At 57.6% G+C, this 16,412-nt stretch carries 20 protein-coding genes; 6 read left to right on the top strand and 14 right to left on the bottom strand.

What is annotated here, in order from left to right:
* Nucleotides 1-13: 13 nt before the first annotated feature.
* Nucleotides 14-136: a hypothetical protein gene (locus tag GS612_RS20630; protein ID WP_256367744.1), complete on the top strand. Its 123-nt coding sequence runs from the start codon at nt 14-16 to the stop codon at nt 134-136.
* Between the two features lie 183 nt (nt 137-319).
* Here GS612_RS20630 and GS612_RS07245 read toward each other — a convergent pair whose 3' ends face one another.
* Both GS612_RS07245 and GS612_RS07240 read right to left on the bottom strand, forming a co-directional pair.
* Nucleotides 320-958 (bottom strand): MarC family protein, encoded by a 639-nt coding sequence (locus GS612_RS07245; RefSeq protein WP_152457939.1) that lies wholly within the window; start codon nt 956-958, stop codon nt 320-322.
* 59 nt (nt 959-1,017) lie between these two features.
* Entirely contained in the window at nt 1,018-1,470 is a 453-nt protein-coding gene (locus GS612_RS07240) for an iron-sulfur cluster assembly scaffold protein (protein WP_171639521.1), read from the bottom strand.
* Between the two features lie 48 nt (nt 1,471-1,518).
* Here GS612_RS07240 and hisI point away from each other — a divergent pair, with 48 nt between their 5' ends.
* Nucleotides 1,519-1,908 (top strand): phosphoribosyl-AMP cyclohydrolase, encoded by a 390-nt coding sequence (gene hisI, locus GS612_RS07235; RefSeq protein ID WP_171639520.1) that lies wholly within the window; start codon nt 1,519-1,521, stop codon nt 1,906-1,908.
* A gap of 10 nt (nt 1,909-1,918) precedes the next feature.
* Here the strand turns inward: hisI and gluQRS are convergent, their stop codons facing one another.
* The 4 genes from gluQRS to GS612_RS07215 form a co-directional block, all read right to left on the bottom strand.
* The gene (gene gluQRS / locus GS612_RS07230) at nt 1,919-2,800 is read right to left on the bottom strand and encodes a tRNA glutamyl-Q(34) synthetase GluQRS (protein ID WP_171639519.1); all 882 of its coding nucleotides are present in this window, start codon (nt 2,798-2,800) and stop codon (nt 1,919-1,921) included.
* Entirely contained in the window at nt 2,797-3,411 is a 615-nt protein-coding gene (locus GS612_RS07225; RefSeq protein ID WP_171639518.1) for a class I SAM-dependent methyltransferase, read from the bottom strand. The genes gluQRS and GS612_RS07225 overlap by 4 nt, the downstream gene beginning before the upstream one ends.
* A gap of 37 nt (nt 3,412-3,448) precedes the next feature.
* Entirely contained in the window at nt 3,449-4,789 is a 1,341-nt protein-coding gene (trmFO, locus tag GS612_RS07220; RefSeq protein ID WP_171639517.1) for a methylenetetrahydrofolate--tRNA-(uracil(54)-C(5))-methyltransferase (FADH(2)-oxidizing) TrmFO, read from the bottom strand.
* A 253-nt stretch (nt 4,790-5,042) separates the two neighbouring features.
* Nucleotides 5,043-5,828 (bottom strand): enoyl-CoA hydratase, encoded by a 786-nt coding sequence (locus tag GS612_RS07215; RefSeq protein WP_171639516.1) that lies wholly within the window; start codon nt 5,826-5,828, stop codon nt 5,043-5,045.
* Nucleotides 5,829-5,886: 58 nt separating this feature from the next.
* Between GS612_RS07215 and GS612_RS07210 the strand changes: the two genes are divergently transcribed.
* On the top strand, nt 5,887-6,330 hold the full coding sequence (locus tag GS612_RS07210) for a PaaI family thioesterase (RefSeq protein ID WP_171228740.1): 444 nt from the start codon (nt 5,887-5,889) through the stop codon (nt 6,328-6,330).
* Between the two features lie 61 nt (nt 6,331-6,391).
* Here the strand turns inward: GS612_RS07210 and GS612_RS07205 are convergent, their stop codons facing one another.
* Complete coding sequence (locus tag GS612_RS07205; protein WP_117868993.1) at nt 6,392-6,619, bottom strand: DUF1127 domain-containing protein; 228 nt, start codon at nt 6,617-6,619, stop codon at nt 6,392-6,394.
* Nucleotides 6,620-6,718: 99 nt separating this feature from the next.
* On the opposite strand from GS612_RS07205, the gene GS612_RS07200 reads away from it, so the two are divergent.
* Nucleotides 6,719-8,122, top strand: coding sequence for a PLP-dependent aminotransferase family protein (locus GS612_RS07200; RefSeq protein WP_171639515.1), 1,404 nt, complete (start codon nt 6,719-6,721; stop codon nt 8,120-8,122).
* A 3-nt stretch (nt 8,123-8,125) separates the two neighbouring features.
* On the opposite strand, the gene GS612_RS07195 is transcribed toward GS612_RS07200, so the two are convergent.
* The gene (locus tag GS612_RS07195) at nt 8,126-8,491 is read right to left on the bottom strand and encodes a nuclear transport factor 2 family protein (RefSeq protein ID WP_171639514.1); all 366 of its coding nucleotides are present in this window, start codon (nt 8,489-8,491) and stop codon (nt 8,126-8,128) included.
* A gap of 243 nt (nt 8,492-8,734) precedes the next feature.
* Here GS612_RS07195 and rplM point away from each other — a divergent pair, with 243 nt between their 5' ends.
* Nucleotides 8,735-9,193, top strand: coding sequence for a 50S ribosomal protein L13 (rplM, locus tag GS612_RS07190; protein WP_171328443.1), 459 nt, complete (start codon nt 8,735-8,737; stop codon nt 9,191-9,193).
* 6 nt (nt 9,194-9,199) lie between these two features.
* A complete protein-coding gene (gene rpsI / locus GS612_RS07185) occupies nt 9,200-9,685 on the top strand; it encodes a 30S ribosomal protein S9 (RefSeq protein WP_152457951.1) in 486 nt (161 codons plus the stop codon).
* A 70-nt stretch (nt 9,686-9,755) separates the two neighbouring features.
* Here the strand turns inward: rpsI and GS612_RS07180 are convergent, their stop codons facing one another.
* The 6 genes from GS612_RS07180 to GS612_RS07155 are packed head-to-tail and all read right to left on the bottom strand — an operon-like array spanning nt 9,756 to nt 16,341.
* Nucleotides 9,756-10,916, bottom strand: coding sequence for an ABC transporter substrate-binding protein (locus tag GS612_RS07180; RefSeq protein WP_171639513.1), 1,161 nt, complete (start codon nt 10,914-10,916; stop codon nt 9,756-9,758).
* A 25-nt stretch (nt 10,917-10,941) separates the two neighbouring features.
* Nucleotides 10,942-12,828, bottom strand: a complete 1,887-nt coding sequence (locus GS612_RS07175; RefSeq protein ID WP_171639512.1) for a long-chain fatty acid--CoA ligase — start codon at nt 12,826-12,828, stop codon at nt 10,942-10,944.
* A 5-nt stretch (nt 12,829-12,833) separates the two neighbouring features.
* Entirely contained in the window at nt 12,834-13,607 is a 774-nt protein-coding gene (locus GS612_RS07170; protein WP_171639511.1) for an ABC transporter ATP-binding protein, read from the bottom strand.
* Entirely contained in the window at nt 13,604-14,368 is a 765-nt protein-coding gene (locus GS612_RS07165) for an ABC transporter ATP-binding protein (protein ID WP_171639510.1), read from the bottom strand. Before GS612_RS07165 ends, GS612_RS07170 begins: the two co-directional genes overlap by 4 nt.
* Nucleotides 14,365-15,462, bottom strand: a complete 1,098-nt coding sequence (locus GS612_RS07160; RefSeq protein ID WP_152457956.1) for a branched-chain amino acid ABC transporter permease — start codon at nt 15,460-15,462, stop codon at nt 14,365-14,367. The genes GS612_RS07165 and GS612_RS07160 overlap by 4 nt, the downstream gene beginning before the upstream one ends.
* Nucleotides 15,463-15,465: 3 nt before the next feature.
* Nucleotides 15,466-16,341: a branched-chain amino acid ABC transporter permease gene (locus GS612_RS07155; RefSeq protein ID WP_171168199.1), complete on the bottom strand. Its 876-nt coding sequence runs from the start codon at nt 16,339-16,341 to the stop codon at nt 15,466-15,468.
* Nucleotides 16,342-16,412 lie beyond the last annotated feature (71 nt).

Genomic DNA, 16,412 nt, shown 5'->3' with positions numbered 1-16,412 from the left:
CGGAGGTGACCCTATGCTGACCCAGATCAAGACCGTACTCAGCCGCTCGCAATCGACGATCCTGCAAGATGCAGTGGGCGTGATGTCTCTGGTCGTGATCCTGATGGTCGCCTTGCACCTGCCGGTTGGCTTCTGAACCTTTCTGCCTGCGATCTCGTGCCGAAAAAACCGCGCTGTCATCCCCATTTCAGTCAAGGGTGACCTGCCTGTCCCAAACCCCTTGAGGGGCCTTGCCTCGGCCCCGTGCGGTAATCCGGACCCCACGCGAGACACGCAATGCCTGCCGCCGCCCTTTCGCCCGGAAGGTGCGGCGGTTTTTTTATAACTGGCCGGTTTTGAAAATCTCAAGCAATGCGGACAGGACCGAATTGACCGCGACCGAGGCTAGGATCATCCCCATGATACGGCTGATGATCGCCGCTCCTGAATGGCCAATCAGGCGGATGATCGGTTCGGCCAGAAGCATGAGAACAAAGGCTACTACCAAAACCGACAGCATGACCAATGCGGTAATCCCCTGGTCGGCTGCACTGTATCGATGGTTGTCCGTCAGGATCACCACTGCAAGCATCGCGCCGGGCGAGGCCAGAGATGGAACAGCAAGAGGAAATATCGCGGGATTCTGCTTGTGATACTTATCTTCCTGATCCTCTTCGGCCTGACGCTGTTCTATGTCTTGTTTGCTTTCGCCAAAGATCATGGTCAGAGCGAACAGAAACAGGATGATTCCACCTGCGACCTGAAATGAATTCAGTCCAATATCCAGCGCTTCGATCAGCAATTGCCCAAACACGAGAAAGAACAAAAGGACACCGGCGCTTATTATCGATGCCAACAAAGCTGTTTTGCGACGCGCGGCGGCCTCTAGCCCCGCAGTGACGGCAATGAAAACGGGAATAGTTCCAATCGGGTCAATCACGACCCAAAGAGTTACAAAATGCTCGAGTAGATTTTCCAAAACCCATCCCTCCTTAAATTTAAGCGGAAGGTAAACGGGTTTACATCAAATAGCTATGATCAGGCGCAATCTGCCTGTTCGGCCTGCGCCATGGCTTCGGCGGCGGCATCCAGCGCCAGCAGAATTGACGCGTGGCGGTTCTTGTAGTCCCGCGCCGGCATCAGGACCTCAAGACCGTCAAACGGCGCATCCGGGGCGGCGCCGTCCTTTTTCAACATGGCCGCAAGCTGATCGCGCGCTGCTTCGACCTGCGCGCGCGTGGCACCAATGATCGCGTCGCCAATCACCGAAGCAGAGGCCTGTCCCAGCGCGCAGGCTTTGACATCCTGCCCGAAGGCGCTGACACGTCCATCCTGAACCTTCAAATCAACCGTCACGGTAGAGCCGCAAAGAGGCGAGCGTTTCTTGACCGTTGCATCCGGGTTTTCCAACCGATCCAGATGCGGGATGTCAGCCGCCAACGCCAGAATGCGTCCGGAATACAGCTTGATCAGGTCGTTCTCGCCGCTCATGGCTTTCCCTCGTCGTTTGTTCCTCATACATAGTGGCCAGCCCAACGGATGCAAAAGGTTTTTGTCATGTCTCACCCCGTCGCGTTTGATCCATCAACTCTGAAATATAACGATGCAGGACTGATTCCGGCAATTGCGCAGGATGAGGTGTCGGGCGAAGTTCTGATGATGGCATGGATGAACGCGCAGGCAATTGAAAAGACGCTGGAAACGGGCAGGGTGACCTATTGGTCGCGCTCGCGTCAGTCTTTCTGGATCAAGGGCGAAACTTCGGGCCATGTGCAGGAACTGGTGGATTTCCGCATCGACTGTGACCGCGATTGCCTGTTGGTTCTGGTGCGTCAAACCGGTGCTGCCTGTCATACCAACCGCCGGACGTGCTTTTATACTGCGGTGCGGGACGGGGCCGAGACCGAACTGATGGCCCCGATGGCGTAACCGAGCCAGATCAAAGTCCCACCATATGCCGGATGTCTGCCGGGCTGGCACCATCGGCCCGGTATTTCGCGATGGCACGCGCATCGTCGCGTTTCGCCAGCCGTTTGCCGGCGTCATCGCGGATCAGATCGTGATGATAATACGCAGGCGTCGGCAAATCCAACAGCACCTGAAGCAGCACATGGATGCGGGTGGCTTCGAACAGATCCTGACCTCGGACTACATGGGTGATCCCCTGGGCAGCGTCGTCAAGAACGACGGACAAATGGTAGGACGTGCCCATGTCGCGGCGAGCCAGAACGATATCGCCGACACTGGTTTCCAACTCTTCCGGGGTGAAAGCAATTGTTCCTGTTTCGCCACCGGGGCCGGAGCCCAGCTCCAAGAATTGGAATCTGGCCGGATCGTGGATTGTTCGACAGGCCTTGGCAACATCCAGTCGCAACACCTGGTCCCTTGGATGAGGATTTTGACTTAAGTCTATGCCCTGGTGAACTTTTCGACACGTTCCGGGATAGATAATTCCGTCTGGCCCAAGCAAGGGCGCGCCCTCCTGGGGCGCGCTTGCGGCGGCGGCAATATCTTTGCGATTGCACAGGCAAGGATACAGAAGACCCTTCATCCACAACCGCTCCAACGCGCGATCATAGATACTCAGCCGATCTGATTGACGCAGCACCGGTTCCGGCCATGTCAGCCCCAACCAATTGAGGTCATCATAGATTTGATCCTCCCAATGCGGTCGCGAGCGGGACCGATCGATATCTTCGATGCGCAGCAAGAACCGGCCGTGTTCGGATCTGGCCATGTCGCTGGCGATCATCGCAGAATACGCGTGACCAAGGTGAAGCGGGCCAGTCGGGGATGGCGCGAAACGCGTTACGAAAGTCACGCTTTTTCTATAACATACACGTCAGAGTTAAGGTTGATGCCGGGCAAGTGCGGCCCGTGTTCACGAAATAGCAAACGTGCGGCACCCATGTCGACCCAATCCGTCAGTCGGCAGGTGAATTTGTGATCTTTCAGCGCATGATCGTTCAGGGAAAACGCCAGTAACCCACCTTTGGGCAAGGCGTGCATCAACTGGTCGAATGTCTCGGGCGGGGCCGCGCCCTGACCGATGACACCGATGGAGGTGATCACCGAATACGCGCCGCGCCTGAGCGGGGCCGGTTTGGTGATGTCAAACCCGGTCAGGGTTCGGTAAACACCCTTGGTCTCTGCCTCTTCCAGCATTTTGGGGGTGGGATCGATACCATCGATGACCTCAAATCCCGCCGCCCGCAAGGCGAGACCGGAAAGCCCCGTTCCGCAGCCGAAGTCCAGAATCGGCGTTTGGGGGTGAGGGTGGAATTGCCACAAAGCCGCGGCCACCCGTCCCGGGGTTGCATATCCCTGTTCCGCGACCTCTTCTTCATAGGTCGCGGCCCAGTTCTGGTAATGCGTTTCAGTGTCTTCAGGCGTGTCGAGATCGTAGGTGCTGTCCAGGAACTTGTCGCTCATCCCGTCATGCTAGGCCGAGATCACGCCGCGCGTCCAGTCAGCATTGATCCAACCAGGTTTGCCATTCTGTCTTGGCACGATCGGTATAGGCCTTGTACCGGTCCTTCCGGCCGCGCCGCCCGCCTTTCAGGCCGTCCACGGGGCGGAACAGGCCAAAGTTTACGTTCATCGGCTGAAACGTCTTGGCTTCGGCCCCGCCGGTAATGTGATGGATCAACGCACCCATTGCACTGTCTTTGGGTACTTCAGGCAAATCACGACCCTGTATTTCCGCGGCGGCCATGCGACCGGCAAGCAATCCCATCGCGGCGCTTTCAACATAGCCTTCGACGCCCGTAATCTGGCCGGCAAAGCGGATGTTGGGCTTGGATTTCAAGCGCATCTGTGCATCGAGCAGGGTAGGAGAGTTGATGAACGTGTTGCGGTGGATGCCGCCCAGCCGGGCAAAGCTGGCGTTTTCCAGGCCGGGGATCATGCGGAACACGTCGGTCTGGGCGCCGTGTTTCATCTTGGTCTGAAACCCCACGATGTTGAACAATGTGCCCAACGCGTTATCGCGCCGCAACTGAACCACGGCATGGGGTTTGACGTCAGGCGCATGAGGGTTTGTCAGCCCAACAGGCTTCATCGGACCATGGCGCAGTGTCTCGCGCCCGCGTTCGGCCATGACTTCAATGGGAAGGCAGCCATCAAAATAGCCTGCGGTCTCACCTTCGTGAAACTCGGTTTTTTCCGCTGCCAGAAGGGCGTCGATGAAAGCCTCGTATTGATCACGGTCCATCGGGCAGTTCAGGTAAGCCGTGCGTTCTTCCTCGGTCTCGCCTTTGTCATACCGGGATTGCATCCACGCTTTGCTCATGTCGATGCTGTCGGCATAGACAATGGGCGCGATTGCATCGAAGAACGCCAGCGCGTCCGATCCCGTTTCCGCCCGGATGGCTTCCCCCAATGCGGGTGAGGTCAACGGGCCGGTCGCAAATATCCAATGGCCGTCATCAGGCAGCGAGGTGACTTCCTGATCGGTGACGCTCACGCGTGGGTGGGCGCGCAGTTTTGCGGTGACCGTTTCGGCAAACGGGTCGCGATCCACGGCCAGAGCCCCCCCTGCAGGAAGCCTGTGCGCGTCGGCGGTTGTCATGATCAACCCATTGGCTACTCGCATTTCCCAGTGCAGCAGACCGACGGCATTCTGTTCATCATCATCCGATCGGAACGAGTTTGAACACACCATTTCCGCCAGGTTTCCTGTCTGATGTGCGAAGGTGCCAACGGTGGGGCGCATTTCATGAATGATCACGTCAACGCCCATTTCAGCGGCTTGCCAGGCCGCTTCGGATCCGGCCATTCCACCGCCGACGATATGCAAAACTTGTGTCATGTGCAGCCACATAGGGCACCGCACACACAGGCGCAACTGCCGTATTTTTTGTGACCGATCTGGTGGAGGGGTCTTGGGGTCGCCGCTGCGGGAATGTCAGCGCTGGTGAGAGAGACCAGCTGGAGGGACCTTCCGCCCACGGCGACCCAAAAGTGTCTTGAGGCCTTGGCCTCGACCCAGCTTTGCCACAGAGTTGCCCTTTTGAAAAGTGCAAAAATGAAGACAGTGGCAAAAAATGTTCAAAACAATTGCGTCATTGGGTCCAATTCGGGGGGCGCTTTTCAATAAAGGCGGAAATGCCTTCTTCTGTATCGCGGTACAACATATTCTGCGCCATTGCGTCTCCGGTATAGGCATAAGCCTGGTCCAAGGGCATTTGCAGCTGTTGATAGAACGCTTCCTTGCCGATCTTCACGGCGACGCCAAGTTTGGATGCGACCAGTTCCGCAAGCGCGTTGGCTTCTTGTTCCAGTGCCTCTTCAGGAACGACGCGATTTACCAGCCCCAATTCGGCGGCGCGCTCTGCTGAAATGAATTCGCCGGTGGTCAGCATCTCAAATGCCTGTTTTCTGGGGATGTTGCGGCTGAGAGCCACCATCGGCGTGGAACAGAACAGGCCGATATTGACCCCGTTGACGCCAAACCGTGTTCCTTCCGCCGCCACTGCCATGTCGCAGGTTGCAACCAGTTGACACCCGGCCGCGGTCGCAATGCCATGGACTTGCGCGATAACGGGTTGCGGCAGGGACTGGATCGACATCATCATCCGGGCGCAACGGGAAAAGAGATCCTGAAAGTAGGCCTTGCCACCATCTTCGGATTGGCGTCCGGCCGTCATCTGCTTCAGGTCATGCCCGGCGCAAAACGCCTTTCCTGCCCCCGACAGGACCACGGCCCGAATCGAGCCGTCGTCGCGCAGCGCATCAAGTTCGGCTTGCAGCGCAGCCAGCATCTCATCACTCAATGCGTTCAGCCGGTCCGGGGCGTTCAGTGTCAGCCGTGCCACCGCGCCCATGTCGTAACGTTCCAGAATTGCCATCTTGCCCTCCGTTCCCAAGTTGGGCCAACTCTAGGTCGGCAAGAGCAGGAGGGGAAGTATGGCTTTGGCAATGAATCGGGACGAACTGTCACAATACCTCAAAGAGGTGTTCCCGCAGGTGCACAAGGATTTCGTCGTTGAAGACTTGACCGAAGACACGATCACCATGCGCCTTGTGGTTCAGGATCAACATCTGCGCCCCGGAGGCACGGTATCCGGCCCGTCGATGTTCGGGCTTGCCGATGTCAGTGTCTATGCGATGGTTTTGGCACGAAAAGGGCGCCAGTCACTGGCCGTTACCACCAACAGTTCTTTTGATTTCCTGCGCAAACCGGAAGGCGGCGCCGATATGATTGCGGCCTGTCGTTTGTTGAAGCTGGGAAAAACACTGGCCGTCGGGGATGTGCTTTTATACTCGGAAGGCAGTGATCTTCCGGTTGCACGGGCAACGATGACCTATTCCCTGCCGCCAGCAGGGTCTGCTGCCGCGAATTTCGGATAAAAAAGGCCGGGGACAGGCCCCGGCCCAGGAAGAGGTCCCAATAATTGGGACTGGGGATCAGTCAGGGCTGCCAGAAAAAGCGCTTTGTTTCCCGGCCAGCCTGATGGCGGGTCAGCCCGACGTCCTGAAGCAGACGGTCATCCAGATAGCCCAGATTGACGCGACTGCGGCGACGGCGTTCCCATTGAGTGACCGCCGCCGCAAACCGCACGGCCAGAGCCGCGAGCAGAGGCAGCCGTGGGCTGTCGTTCAGCAGCAGAAGGGCGGGGGTGTGCATTGTGCGTGTCATCTCGGAATTCCTTTCAAATTGTATTGACACAAAACAGTATTGCTTGGTACATAAGCTTGATACATTCGAAATTGTATCAAAGGCAAAGGAAGAATTGTAATGGATACAATTTGGCCGGACGCTCTGCCAAAATCCAAGGGTCCGAAATACACATTGGTTGCTGACGCAATAAGAAAAGCCATTAGTGACAAGAAATTAGATGTTGGCGCCAAGCTTCCGCCGGTTCGTGAACTGGCGTATCGCCTGCAAATCACACCTGGTACGGTCGCACGTGCCTATACGATCCTGACCGACGAGGGCTTGCTCCACGCCGAAGTTGGACGTGGTACATTTGTGGCCCCGCCGAAATCACCGATTCTGGATGATGTCTGGGCCAGGCAACTGCATCTGAGGGAAGACAAGTACAACGCCAATGTCAGCCTGTTCAGCCCGCGTTTGCCAGATGCGGGGCAGGTCGCGCTTATCCGGGAATGCCTGCAAAAGGTTTCGCAAGCTGATCCTGGGCTGTTTCTGAATTACCCCACGCGGGACGCGTATATACCCATGAGGCAATCGGTCGTGGATTGGCTGTCGGATTTGCCGCTGGGCCCGCTGACCCATGACGACATCGTCTTGACCCATGGCGGGCAGAACGGATTGTGTCTGGTGTTCCAGACCATCCTGCGCGGACCCAAGCCGATCGTGTTGGTTGAAGACCTCTCTTACGCCGGGTTTCGTCGGGCCGGAGAGTTGATGCGCGCCGAAGTCATTGGCGTCAAGATGGACAAATGGGGCATCGATCCGGCGTCGATGGAGCATGTTTTGCGGCAAACCAATGCTCAGGCCGTTTGCGTCTCGCCAGAAGTTCAGAACCCCACCGGCATCCACACGCCGCTGGAACGCAGGAAAGAGGTCGTGGATGTCGCCCGGCGCTTCGAGCTTCAGATCGTAGAAGATGATTGCTATCGCATGGGAGAGGCGCGTGAACCCAGTTATCGCGCGCTTGCCCCCGAGCGGGGCTGGCACGTGTCGTCCATTTCAAAGATACTCACACCGGCTTTGCGCGTTGGCTTTGCCATTGCCCCAAAGGATCGCAGCGTCGATCTGCGCCGATCGGCCGAATATGGGTATTTTGGCCTGGCTCAACCCTTGGCCGAACTGACCCGGCTGCTGCTGTCGGATCCGCGTACCCGCCAGATTGCCCAGGATGTGCGCAAACGGATGGGCGATTATGTTCGGATCACCGTCAATGCGCTGGGTGGGTTCGATCTGAACTGGGCACCGGATGTGCCGTTTGTCTGGCTGAATCTGCCATCGGGGTGGCGCTCTGCCGCGTTCAGCCGCGCGGCAGAGCGGGAAGGCATTCAACTCAGATCAGCGGATGAGTTCGCCCTGCGCGACGGGCGCGCGCCAAACGCCGTACGCATCGCAATGAATGGCCACGTTTCGTTGGAACGGTTCGAGGACGCAATGCTGAGGTTGCGCGCTTTGCTGGACAATCCGCCTGAACAGATCAGCGTCTAGCATTCAACTCAGCAGCGGCGGGTCGCCAAAGAATCCGGCCAGATGGGCAATTTTTCCGTCCTCGTCCAATCGAATGAAATCGTGCCCGGCCACCATGATTTCGCCATCGGGGGCCATCATATGCCACGTGAAGTGGATGACATCATGGTGCGACACAGGACTGCTGGTGATTTCGACACGCCCATTCGAAGTCAAAAGGACTTCGCCGATATGTGCACTCAACTGCTCTCGGCCTGAAACATCGGCTGTCGGATCCACGTACCGACCGTTTTCCGCAAAGCACCGGGTCAGAAGCGCAAGCCGTTTATCGGCGGACTCTTCCTGCCAGGCTGCGCCATAGTTTTCAATCGTGCGCATCAAATCCTTCATGCGACCCTCCGTGGTTGGGCATGATCAATTCCAACCGAGTGTATCAGAGTGTCGAAATTGGGACGATCTCCGTGCTGAAAATATGGGGTAAAATGGTACCTATTTAACAACTCATTGTTTTTAAACATTTTAAATGGCGTTAGGTTGCTTGACGTGGCGGTCGTGGGTGTCTAGATACGCATCCATCGAATTCGGGCCGCCTCGCTTGGGGCGGTCTTTCACATCAAACAGGACTATCCTGCCATGAAAACCTTTTCTGCAACACCTGCAGACATCGACAAGAAATGGATCCTGATCGACGCCGAGGGCGTTGTTCTGGGCCGTCTTGCGTCGATCGTCGCCATGCGTCTGCGTGGCAAGCACAAAGCGTCGTTCACCCCGAACATGGACATGGGCGACAACGTCATCGTAATCAACGCTGACAAGATCCAGATGACCGGCAAGAAGCGCGACGAAAACTTCTACTGGCACACTGGCCACCCGGGCGGCATCAAGTCGCGCACCAAACAGCAGATCCTGGAAGGTGCTCACCCCGAGCGCGTCGTGACCCAGGCGGTCAAGCGCATGCTGCCGGGCAACCGCCTGGCGCGCAAGCAGATGACCAACCTGCGCGTTTATGCCGGTGCCGAGCATCCCCACGAGGCGCAAGCGCCCGAAGTTCTGGACGTCAAGTCCATGAACAAGAAAAACACCCGGAGCTAATGACCGATGGCTGATCAGATCAATACTCTCGAAGAGCTGAGCGCCGTCGCAGGCGTTGAAACCGTGGCCGAAGAAGTCATCGTGCGTGAACCCGTACGTGACGAGCTGGGCCGTTCCTATGCCACCGGCAAGCGTAAAGACGCTGTTGCCCGCGTTTGGATCAAGCCGGGTTCCGGCAAGGTCACCGTGAACGGCAAGGATCAGGACGTCTATTTTGCACGCCCCGTTCTGCAACTGATCCTGCGCCAGCCGTTTCAGGTTGCTGGTGTCGAAGGCGAGTTCGACGTTGTCGCCACGGTCAAAGGCGGTGGCCTGACCGGTCAGGCCGGTGCGGTCAAGCACGGCATCTCGAAGGCGCTGCAACTGTACGATCCCAACCTGCGCGGCGCTCTGAAAGCTGCTGGCTTCCTGACCCGCGACAGCCGCGTTGTGGAACGTAAGAAATTCGGTAAGCGCAAGGCTCGCCGTTCGTTCCAGTTCTCCAAGCGTTAATTCGCCGGGAAAACCCAACAAAGAAAGGGCTCGCAATTGCGAGCCCTTTTGCATTGTTTTGCGGGAAATCTTATTCTTCATAAACCAGTTTCCACGCGCCGCTTTCAACGACATTGACGAACACCGTATCCGCGCCCTGATGGTCGTCAGGACCATAGGTGATGTGATTGCCGACCAGGTCATCCTGATAGTCCAGTGACTCCATCGCTTCGATAAAGCTGTCATGGGTCAGGTCAGGGCCCGCGGCCTCAAGCGCCTTGACCATCATTTCGGCAGCGGAATAGCCCAGCATGGCAAACCCAACCGGATCTTCGCCGGTCGCGGCCTTGTATTCTTCGATAAACGCCGCCGGGGCAGGTTGGTCCGCACGCGCCCAAAGATCCTGCCACGAGGCTGCTGCATAGAACCCGTCAGTCACCCCACCGGGAACCTGCGCCACGACAGTCAGGAAACTGGCCGAAGTGCCGAGGAACTTCATGTCCGTCAGGCCCATCTTCTTGGCGGTGCCAACTACGGTGATCGCCTGCCGCACCCCAAGCGCCATGGTGACGATATCGCAGCCTTCTTCCTTGAGCTTGCTGAGCGACCCGACAAAATCCGTCTCATCCGGCTTGTGGGTCGTTTCAGATCCAAAAGCGATCCCGGCTTCTTCGGCGCCGGCCTTGCTGCCTTCAAGAATTTCCTCGCCGAAATCTGTCGGCAGATACATGGTGCAGACCGTCTTTGACCCAAATTCGCCGGCCAGATATTTCACACCGACACGCGCCTGATCATAGTAGGTCGAGAAAGACGTGAACTTGTTTCGCATCGGCTCTTGCAACATCTGACGCGCAGCGGTCAGAGGTGCCACGTTGGGAATGCCCTTGGGATCCAACAGCTTGAACCCAGCCATGTTCATCGGCGTGCCAAGCGATTGCAGCATGGCGAACACCTTGTCGCGGTTCAGCAATTTGTTGTAGCCCTGCATCGCACGCGGCATCTGGTATCCGTTGTCCTCGACCACATAGCGGATTTTGCGCCCGTGTATACCACCGGCTTCGTTCACCCGGTCGAATACCACGTTGGCACCTTTGGTCGCCGGGACACCCACCGCGGCAAAGATGCCGCTCAGGTCGTTGACGGACCCGATGACAATCTCATCATCCGTCACGCCCTGCGTCTGAGCCCAACCGATGCTTGCCGAGGCGGTCAACGCCGTGGCGGCGGCCAGCCATTTGAATGACTTCTTCATCTTTCTCCTCCCGAAAACTCTTTGGCTAAGTGTACATGTCTTCAATCAGATGTCCGTGTTTCTTTTCGACCAGGCCGCGTTTCAGCTTCATCGTGGCGGTAAGCTCGTCATCCTCGGCGGTCAGCAGTACGTCGATCAGGCGAAAATCCTTGATCTGTTCGACCCGTGCAAAATCCTTGTTCAACGCGGCCACTTCGGCGCCGATCAGTTCCTTGACTTCGGCCGCGGCGCAAAGCGAGGCAAAGTTCGAAAACGGGATTTTCTGGTCCTGCGCATATTTTTCGACATTTTCCTGATCGATCATGATCAGCGCCGTGAGGTATTTGCGCCGATCGCCGATGATCACCGCGTCCGAGATGTAATGGCTGAACTTCAGCCGGCTTTCGATTTCGGCCGGGGTGATGTTCTTGCCGCCGGCGGTGATGATGATGTCTTTCAACCTGCCGGTGATGGTAACGTACCCGTCCTTGTCGATACGCCCCATATCGCCGGTGCGCAGCCAGCCATCGGCGGTAAAGCTTTCCGCCGTCTTTGCGTTGTTGCGCCAATAGCCCTGAAAGATGTTCATGCCTTTGAGTTGAATTTCACCTTCATCCGAGATGCGGATATCGCACCCCGGGACGACCTTGCCGATGGTTCCGATCTTGTTGCTTTCCACAGTGTTGAGTGTGGCAAGGCCGGATGTTTCGGTCATGCCGAAGCCCTCGACGATCGGCACACCGATGGCCCAGTACCACTTCAACAAATCCGCCGAGATAGGGGCAGCACCAGTGCCACCCCGGCGCAGCTTGTCCAAGCCCAGCATCCGGCGCAGATTCTTCAGAACCAACTGATCCCAAAACCAGAACCGGGCCGCGATGGCGGCGGGAACGGGTTTTCCCGAACTCACGTAATCGGCCCGCCGTGCACCGGCCTTCAGGGCAAGACCGTATGCCATTCGACCCAACGGCGTTGCATCCTGCGCCAGGATTTGCACATGCGCATAGATCTTTTCCCAAACTCTCGGCACCGCCGTGAAGGTCGAAGGCGAGACCTCTTGCAGATTTGCAAAGACCGTCTCGGGGTTTTCCGCGAAATTCACGGTGCAGCGGGCGGCCAGTGGGAAATAGACGGATACGTCGCGTTCCAGAATATGGCAGAGGGGCAGGAAGCACAGTTGTTCGTCACTGGACTGCGTCGGCAATGTCCAGGCACCGGCCTCAATGCCGGCCAGGATGTTTTCATGGCTCAACATCGCACCCTTGGGCTGGCCGGTGGTGCCGGATGTATAAACCAGCAAGGCTGTATCCTGGGGTTTGGCCAATGCGATTTCGGCTTCGAACCGTCCCGGATCTTCCTGTTCGGCCTGCTGGCCCAAAGCGTAAAGATCGTCGATCATCATGCAGCGCGGATGGGTCAGGTCGTGCAAGCCTTCGTCTTCCAGAATGATCACCTTGATCAGATCCGGAACTTGATTTTCGACTTCCAAAAACTTGTCCAGATGCTCTTCGTCCTCGACGATGAGGAACTTGCTGCCGCTGTCGTTGACCAGATATTGCAGTTGATTGGCGGAATCCGTGGTGTAGACGCCAGAAGAAATGCCCCCGACGCACTGAATGCCCATATCGAACCACAACCATTCCTTGCGGTCCTCGGACAGGATCGAAACAACGTCACCGCGTTCCAGGCCCAGCTTGCGCAGGGCAAGCCCGATCCACTTGGCGTGCTGCCAGTAGTCGGCCCAGGAATATGACTTCCAGATGCCCAAATCCTTTTCGCGATGGGCTGTACGATCGCCCAGTTCCGCGCAACGGTGTTGAAACAGCATGCTGATGGTGGTGCACCCATCCACGCGCAACGGGCGTTGTCCGGGGGTTGCATTCAGTTCAACGCCGTTGATCTTGACCTGCGAGGCGAGGGGCGCGGCATCCATCTTGCTTACCTCCACGTCTTCTTGCGTTTCCAACGGCGGCTTTCGCGTGCGCCTTCTTCCTGAACGCCAAGATAGAAGTTCTGGATGTCTTCGGATTTCAGCAACGTAGCCGCAGCACCGTCCATGACGATGCGGCCTACCTCCATCACGTATCCATGATGCGCCAGCTGCAACGCTGCATTGGCGTTCTGTTCGACCAGCAGCATCGTCACATGCTGTTCTTCGTTCAGACGTTTCAGAATGGCGAATATTTCCTGCACCAAAAGCGGTGACAGACCCAGCGACGGCTCATCCAGCAGCATGATACGGGGACGGGCCATCAGCCCCCGTCCGATTGCCAGCATCTGTTGCTGCCCGCCCGAAAGGGTGCCGGCCTCTTGCGTGCGACGATCTTTCAGAACGGGAAAGTAACTGAAAACAAGCTCGCGATCCTGGTCGATCTGCACTTTGTCCGTTCGGGTATACGCGCCGAGGCTCAGGTTTTCATCGACGGTGAGCAGAGGAAACACCTCGCGCCCTTCGGGCACATGGACGATTCCGCGCTGGACGACGGTATGTGGCTCGGCCCCCTGAATGTCGTCTCCATCAAAGGTGATCGTGCCTTTTTCCGGGTCCATCACCCCCGAGACGGTTTTCATCAACGTCGTCTTGCCGGCACCGTTTGCGCCAAGGATCGAGACAATCGTGCCTTCGTGAACGTCCAGCGAAACACCGCGAATGGCCATTATCGGGCCATAAAAGCTTTCGACATTTCGGATTTTCAGGATTGGTGCGCTCATGAAGCTTTCCCAAGATAGGCTTCGATCACTGCCGGATGCGATTGAACTTCGGCCGGGGTCCCAAGCGCCAGTTTTGCGCCGTCTGCCATGGCCAGAACCCGGTCTGACACGCCCGAGACCAGGCCCATGTCATGTTCCACCATCAAAACGGTGATGCCCATCTGCCGTCGGATATCATCGATCCACCAACGCATGTCCGTTGTTTCTTCCACGGACAACCCCGAGGCCGGTTCATCCAGCAGCAAGAGTTTTGGGTCAGTTGCCAAAGCCCGTGCAACTTCGACCACTTTGCGTACGCCGTAGGGCAGCCCCGATATCATCTTGTCGCGATAGGCTTGCAGGTCGAGAAAGTCGATGATCCGTTCGACCTTCTCGCGGTTTTCCAGCTCCTGTCGCTTTGCCGACGGGGTGAACAGTATCTCGGGAATCAGGTTTGTCCTGCGGTGGCGGTGGCGTCCGACCAGCAGGTTTTGCAGAACGGTTGCGTGTTCGAACAGCTCGATGTTCTGAAATGTCCGTGCCACGCCATAAGCGGCGACACCGGACGGTTTGACCCGAAGCAAATCATGACCGTCATACCGGATCGCCCCGTCAACGGGATCGTAGAACCGGGAAATCAGGTTGAAAACAGTGGACTTGCCCGCTCCGTTTGGACCGACGATGGCAAAGACTTCACCTTCCCGAACGTCGAATGACAGGTCATCCACCGCCGTCAGGCCGCCGAACTTGAGGGTGACATTTTCGAACTCCAGCAAACTCATCTAAGACGCTCCGTCTTGAGATAGGATTTCTGCCGTTTGAACATGTCTTTTCGATAGAAGGGGAACAGCTCGAACCACGTGCGGATTTTCAGCCAGCGGCCATAGATGCCCATGGGTTCGAACAGGATGAAGGCGATCAGGATCATGCCGAAGATGCCGAACTCCAATCCCGGAATGGCGACTGTATTGCCGCCGAACAGGGCACCGGCATATTCTTTTGAGATCGACAGAAACTGCGGCAGGAACCCGATCACGATCGCGCCCAGAAACGCGCCGTGGATCGACCCAAGCCCGCCGATGACGATCATCATAAGCAGTTGGATCGAGATCAGAACACTGAAGGTTTCGTTGTTGAACGCTCCGGCGAACAACCCCATCAGCGCCCCGGCCCAGCCGGTTACTGCGCAGGATAACGCGAACGAGATCATCTTTGTCCGCGCGATGTCGATGCCCATCGCCTGGGCCGAAACCTCAGAGTCGCGCACCGCGATGAAGCTGCGCCCCAAAGGCGCGCGCAGCAGGTTGATATATCCCAGTGTGACCAGCACGGCGACGGTCAGGACCAGCCAGAAAAACTGATCGGGCGTTCCCCAGCGGTCCACCAAATGGCCGAAGATTTCGACCCCGCCGACATATTTGCCTGCAACGCCGCCGGTGATGGGTTCGGACAGAACGATGATGTCGTCCATCAGGATCGAAAGAGCCATGGTGAAGATGGCCAGGTAGATGCCATGCAGGCGCAGGGCAGGGATCGCAACGGTCACGCCCGCGATCCCCGTCAGGATGCCGGCCAGCGGAAAAGCGAGAAGAAAGGGCACCCCGGCTTCAATCAGGGCAACGTTGGCATAGCAGCCAAAAGCCAGAAAGGCCGCGTGGCCCAGACTGACTTGCCCTGTATGCCCGGTCAGGACCATCAGACCCAATCCGGCAATGGCCCAGATCAGGACGTTCGTCAGCTCGCCCAGATAGAACTCATCCAGCCACCAGGGGGCTGCGGCAACCACCGTCAGAAGGATCAGATACAGGACAAGCTGGTAACGGTCTTTCCACGGGCGGATGTCCTGCATGTAATCAGTTTTGAAGATGATCCGCATGGCTCAGACCTTTTTGACCCGAACCTGACTGAACAACCCGTTGGGGCGAAAGATCAGCACGGCCAGCAGCAGGGCGTATGGCGCGATCTGGCTGTAACCCGCCGCGATATAGCGGCTGGCGAAAGGCTCGATCACCCCGACGACAAGACCACCGGCCAGCGCCCCGGGCAGGCTTCCGAACCCGCCGATGACGGCGGCGGCAAATGCCTTGATGCCCAGCAATCCCGTTGTCGGATCCACGGCGCCCTTGGCGGCGAACAGAATGCCCGCAATCCCCGCAACGATCCCGGCCAGCGCCCAGATGAACCCCTGAACCCGCTTGACAGGCACGCCCATGTAATACGCCGCCAGCTGGTTTTGCGACGCCCCCTGCATCGCCAGCCCGAGTTTGGAACGGTTGAAGAAAACGTAAAGGCCCCATGTCAGCAGGATGGTGACGACGATCACGGCGACATCCTCCAGCCCCAGCACAAGGCCGCCAAAGCGCAGCTCTTTCCCCGCAAGCGGGTTTTGCAGCGTTTGCGGTTCGTGCCCCCAGATCAATCCGGCCACGAAACGGATCACGAAGCCCAGGGCGATGGTCAGGATAACGACGGCGGTCTGACTTTCGCCAAACAGGCGACGGATGATCAGGCGATCCAGAAGATATCCCAATGCCCCCATGATCCCCAGCGAGATCGGCAGGGCCAGCCAGAATGGCAGGCCCATGTACTCGGTATTGGTCAGGCCGATGGTGACAAAGGCCCCCAGCATCATGAAATCGCCCTGCGCGAAATTCACCGCTTCGGTCGCCTTGTAGATCAGAACAAAGCCAAGCGCGATCAGGCCATAGACACACCCGTTTGCCAGTCCGCTGATCAGCAGCTGCGCGTTATCCAAACTGTCCTCCCTCGACCGGTTTGCCGGTGTCGCGTTCCGCCCGCGCGCATCCTCCGGTGACGCGGGTTTGT

This window comes from Ruegeria sp. HKCCD6157 (genome assembly GCF_013110685.1).
Lineage (GTDB): Bacteria > Pseudomonadota > Alphaproteobacteria > Rhodobacterales > Rhodobacteraceae > Ruegeria.
Note: the sequence above shows the minus strand (reverse complement) of the source record. Positions and strands in the feature narration are given on the sequence as shown.

Bases quoted from the DNA above. Each gene is read 5' to 3' on its own strand.
- hisI (WP_171639520.1), top strand. From the start codon at position 1,519: ATGCAAAAGGTTTTTGTCATGTCTCACCCCGTCGCGTTTGATCCATCA.
- GS612_RS07205 (WP_117868993.1), bottom strand. From the start codon at position 6,619: ATGACACGCACAATGCACACCCCCGCCCTTCTGCTGCTGAACGACAGC.
- GS612_RS07215 (WP_171639516.1), bottom strand. From the start codon at position 5,828: ATGGCAATTCTGGAACGTTACGACATGGGCGCGGTGGCACGGCTGACA.
- GS612_RS07195 (WP_171639514.1), bottom strand. From the start codon at position 8,491: ATGAAGGATTTGATGCGCACGATTGAAAACTATGGCGCAGCCTGGCAG.
- GS612_RS07160 (WP_152457956.1), bottom strand. From the start codon at position 15,462: ATGCGGATCATCTTCAAAACTGATTACATGCAGGACATCCGCCCGTGG.
- GS612_RS07175 (WP_171639512.1), bottom strand. From the start codon at position 12,828: ATGGATGCCGCGCCCCTCGCCTCGCAGGTCAAGATCAACGGCGTTGAA.
- rplM (WP_171328443.1), top strand. From the start codon at position 8,735: ATGAAAACCTTTTCTGCAACACCTGCAGACATCGACAAGAAATGGATC.
- GS612_RS07170 (WP_171639511.1), bottom strand. From the start codon at position 13,607: ATGAGCGCACCAATCCTGAAAATCCGAAATGTCGAAAGCTTTTATGGC.
- GS612_RS07240 (WP_171639521.1), bottom strand. From the start codon at position 1,470: ATGAGCGGCGAGAACGACCTGATCAAGCTGTATTCCGGACGCATTCTG.
- trmFO (WP_171639517.1), bottom strand. From the start codon at position 4,789: ATGACACAAGTTTTGCATATCGTCGGCGGTGGAATGGCCGGATCCGAA.
- GS612_RS20630 (WP_256367744.1), top strand. From the start codon at position 14: ATGCTGACCCAGATCAAGACCGTACTCAGCCGCTCGCAATCGACGATC.
- GS612_RS07165 (WP_171639510.1), bottom strand. From the start codon at position 14,368: ATGAGTTTGCTGGAGTTCGAAAATGTCACCCTCAAGTTCGGCGGCCTG.
- GS612_RS07210 (WP_171228740.1), top strand. From the start codon at position 5,887: ATGGCTTTGGCAATGAATCGGGACGAACTGTCACAATACCTCAAAGAG.
- GS612_RS07225 (WP_171639518.1), bottom strand. From the start codon at position 3,411: ATGAGCGACAAGTTCCTGGACAGCACCTACGATCTCGACACGCCTGAA.
- GS612_RS07200 (WP_171639515.1), top strand. From the start codon at position 6,719: ATGGATACAATTTGGCCGGACGCTCTGCCAAAATCCAAGGGTCCGAAA.
- rpsI (WP_152457951.1), top strand. From the start codon at position 9,200: ATGGCTGATCAGATCAATACTCTCGAAGAGCTGAGCGCCGTCGCAGGC.
- GS612_RS07180 (WP_171639513.1), bottom strand. From the start codon at position 10,916: ATGAAGAAGTCATTCAAATGGCTGGCCGCCGCCACGGCGTTGACCGCC.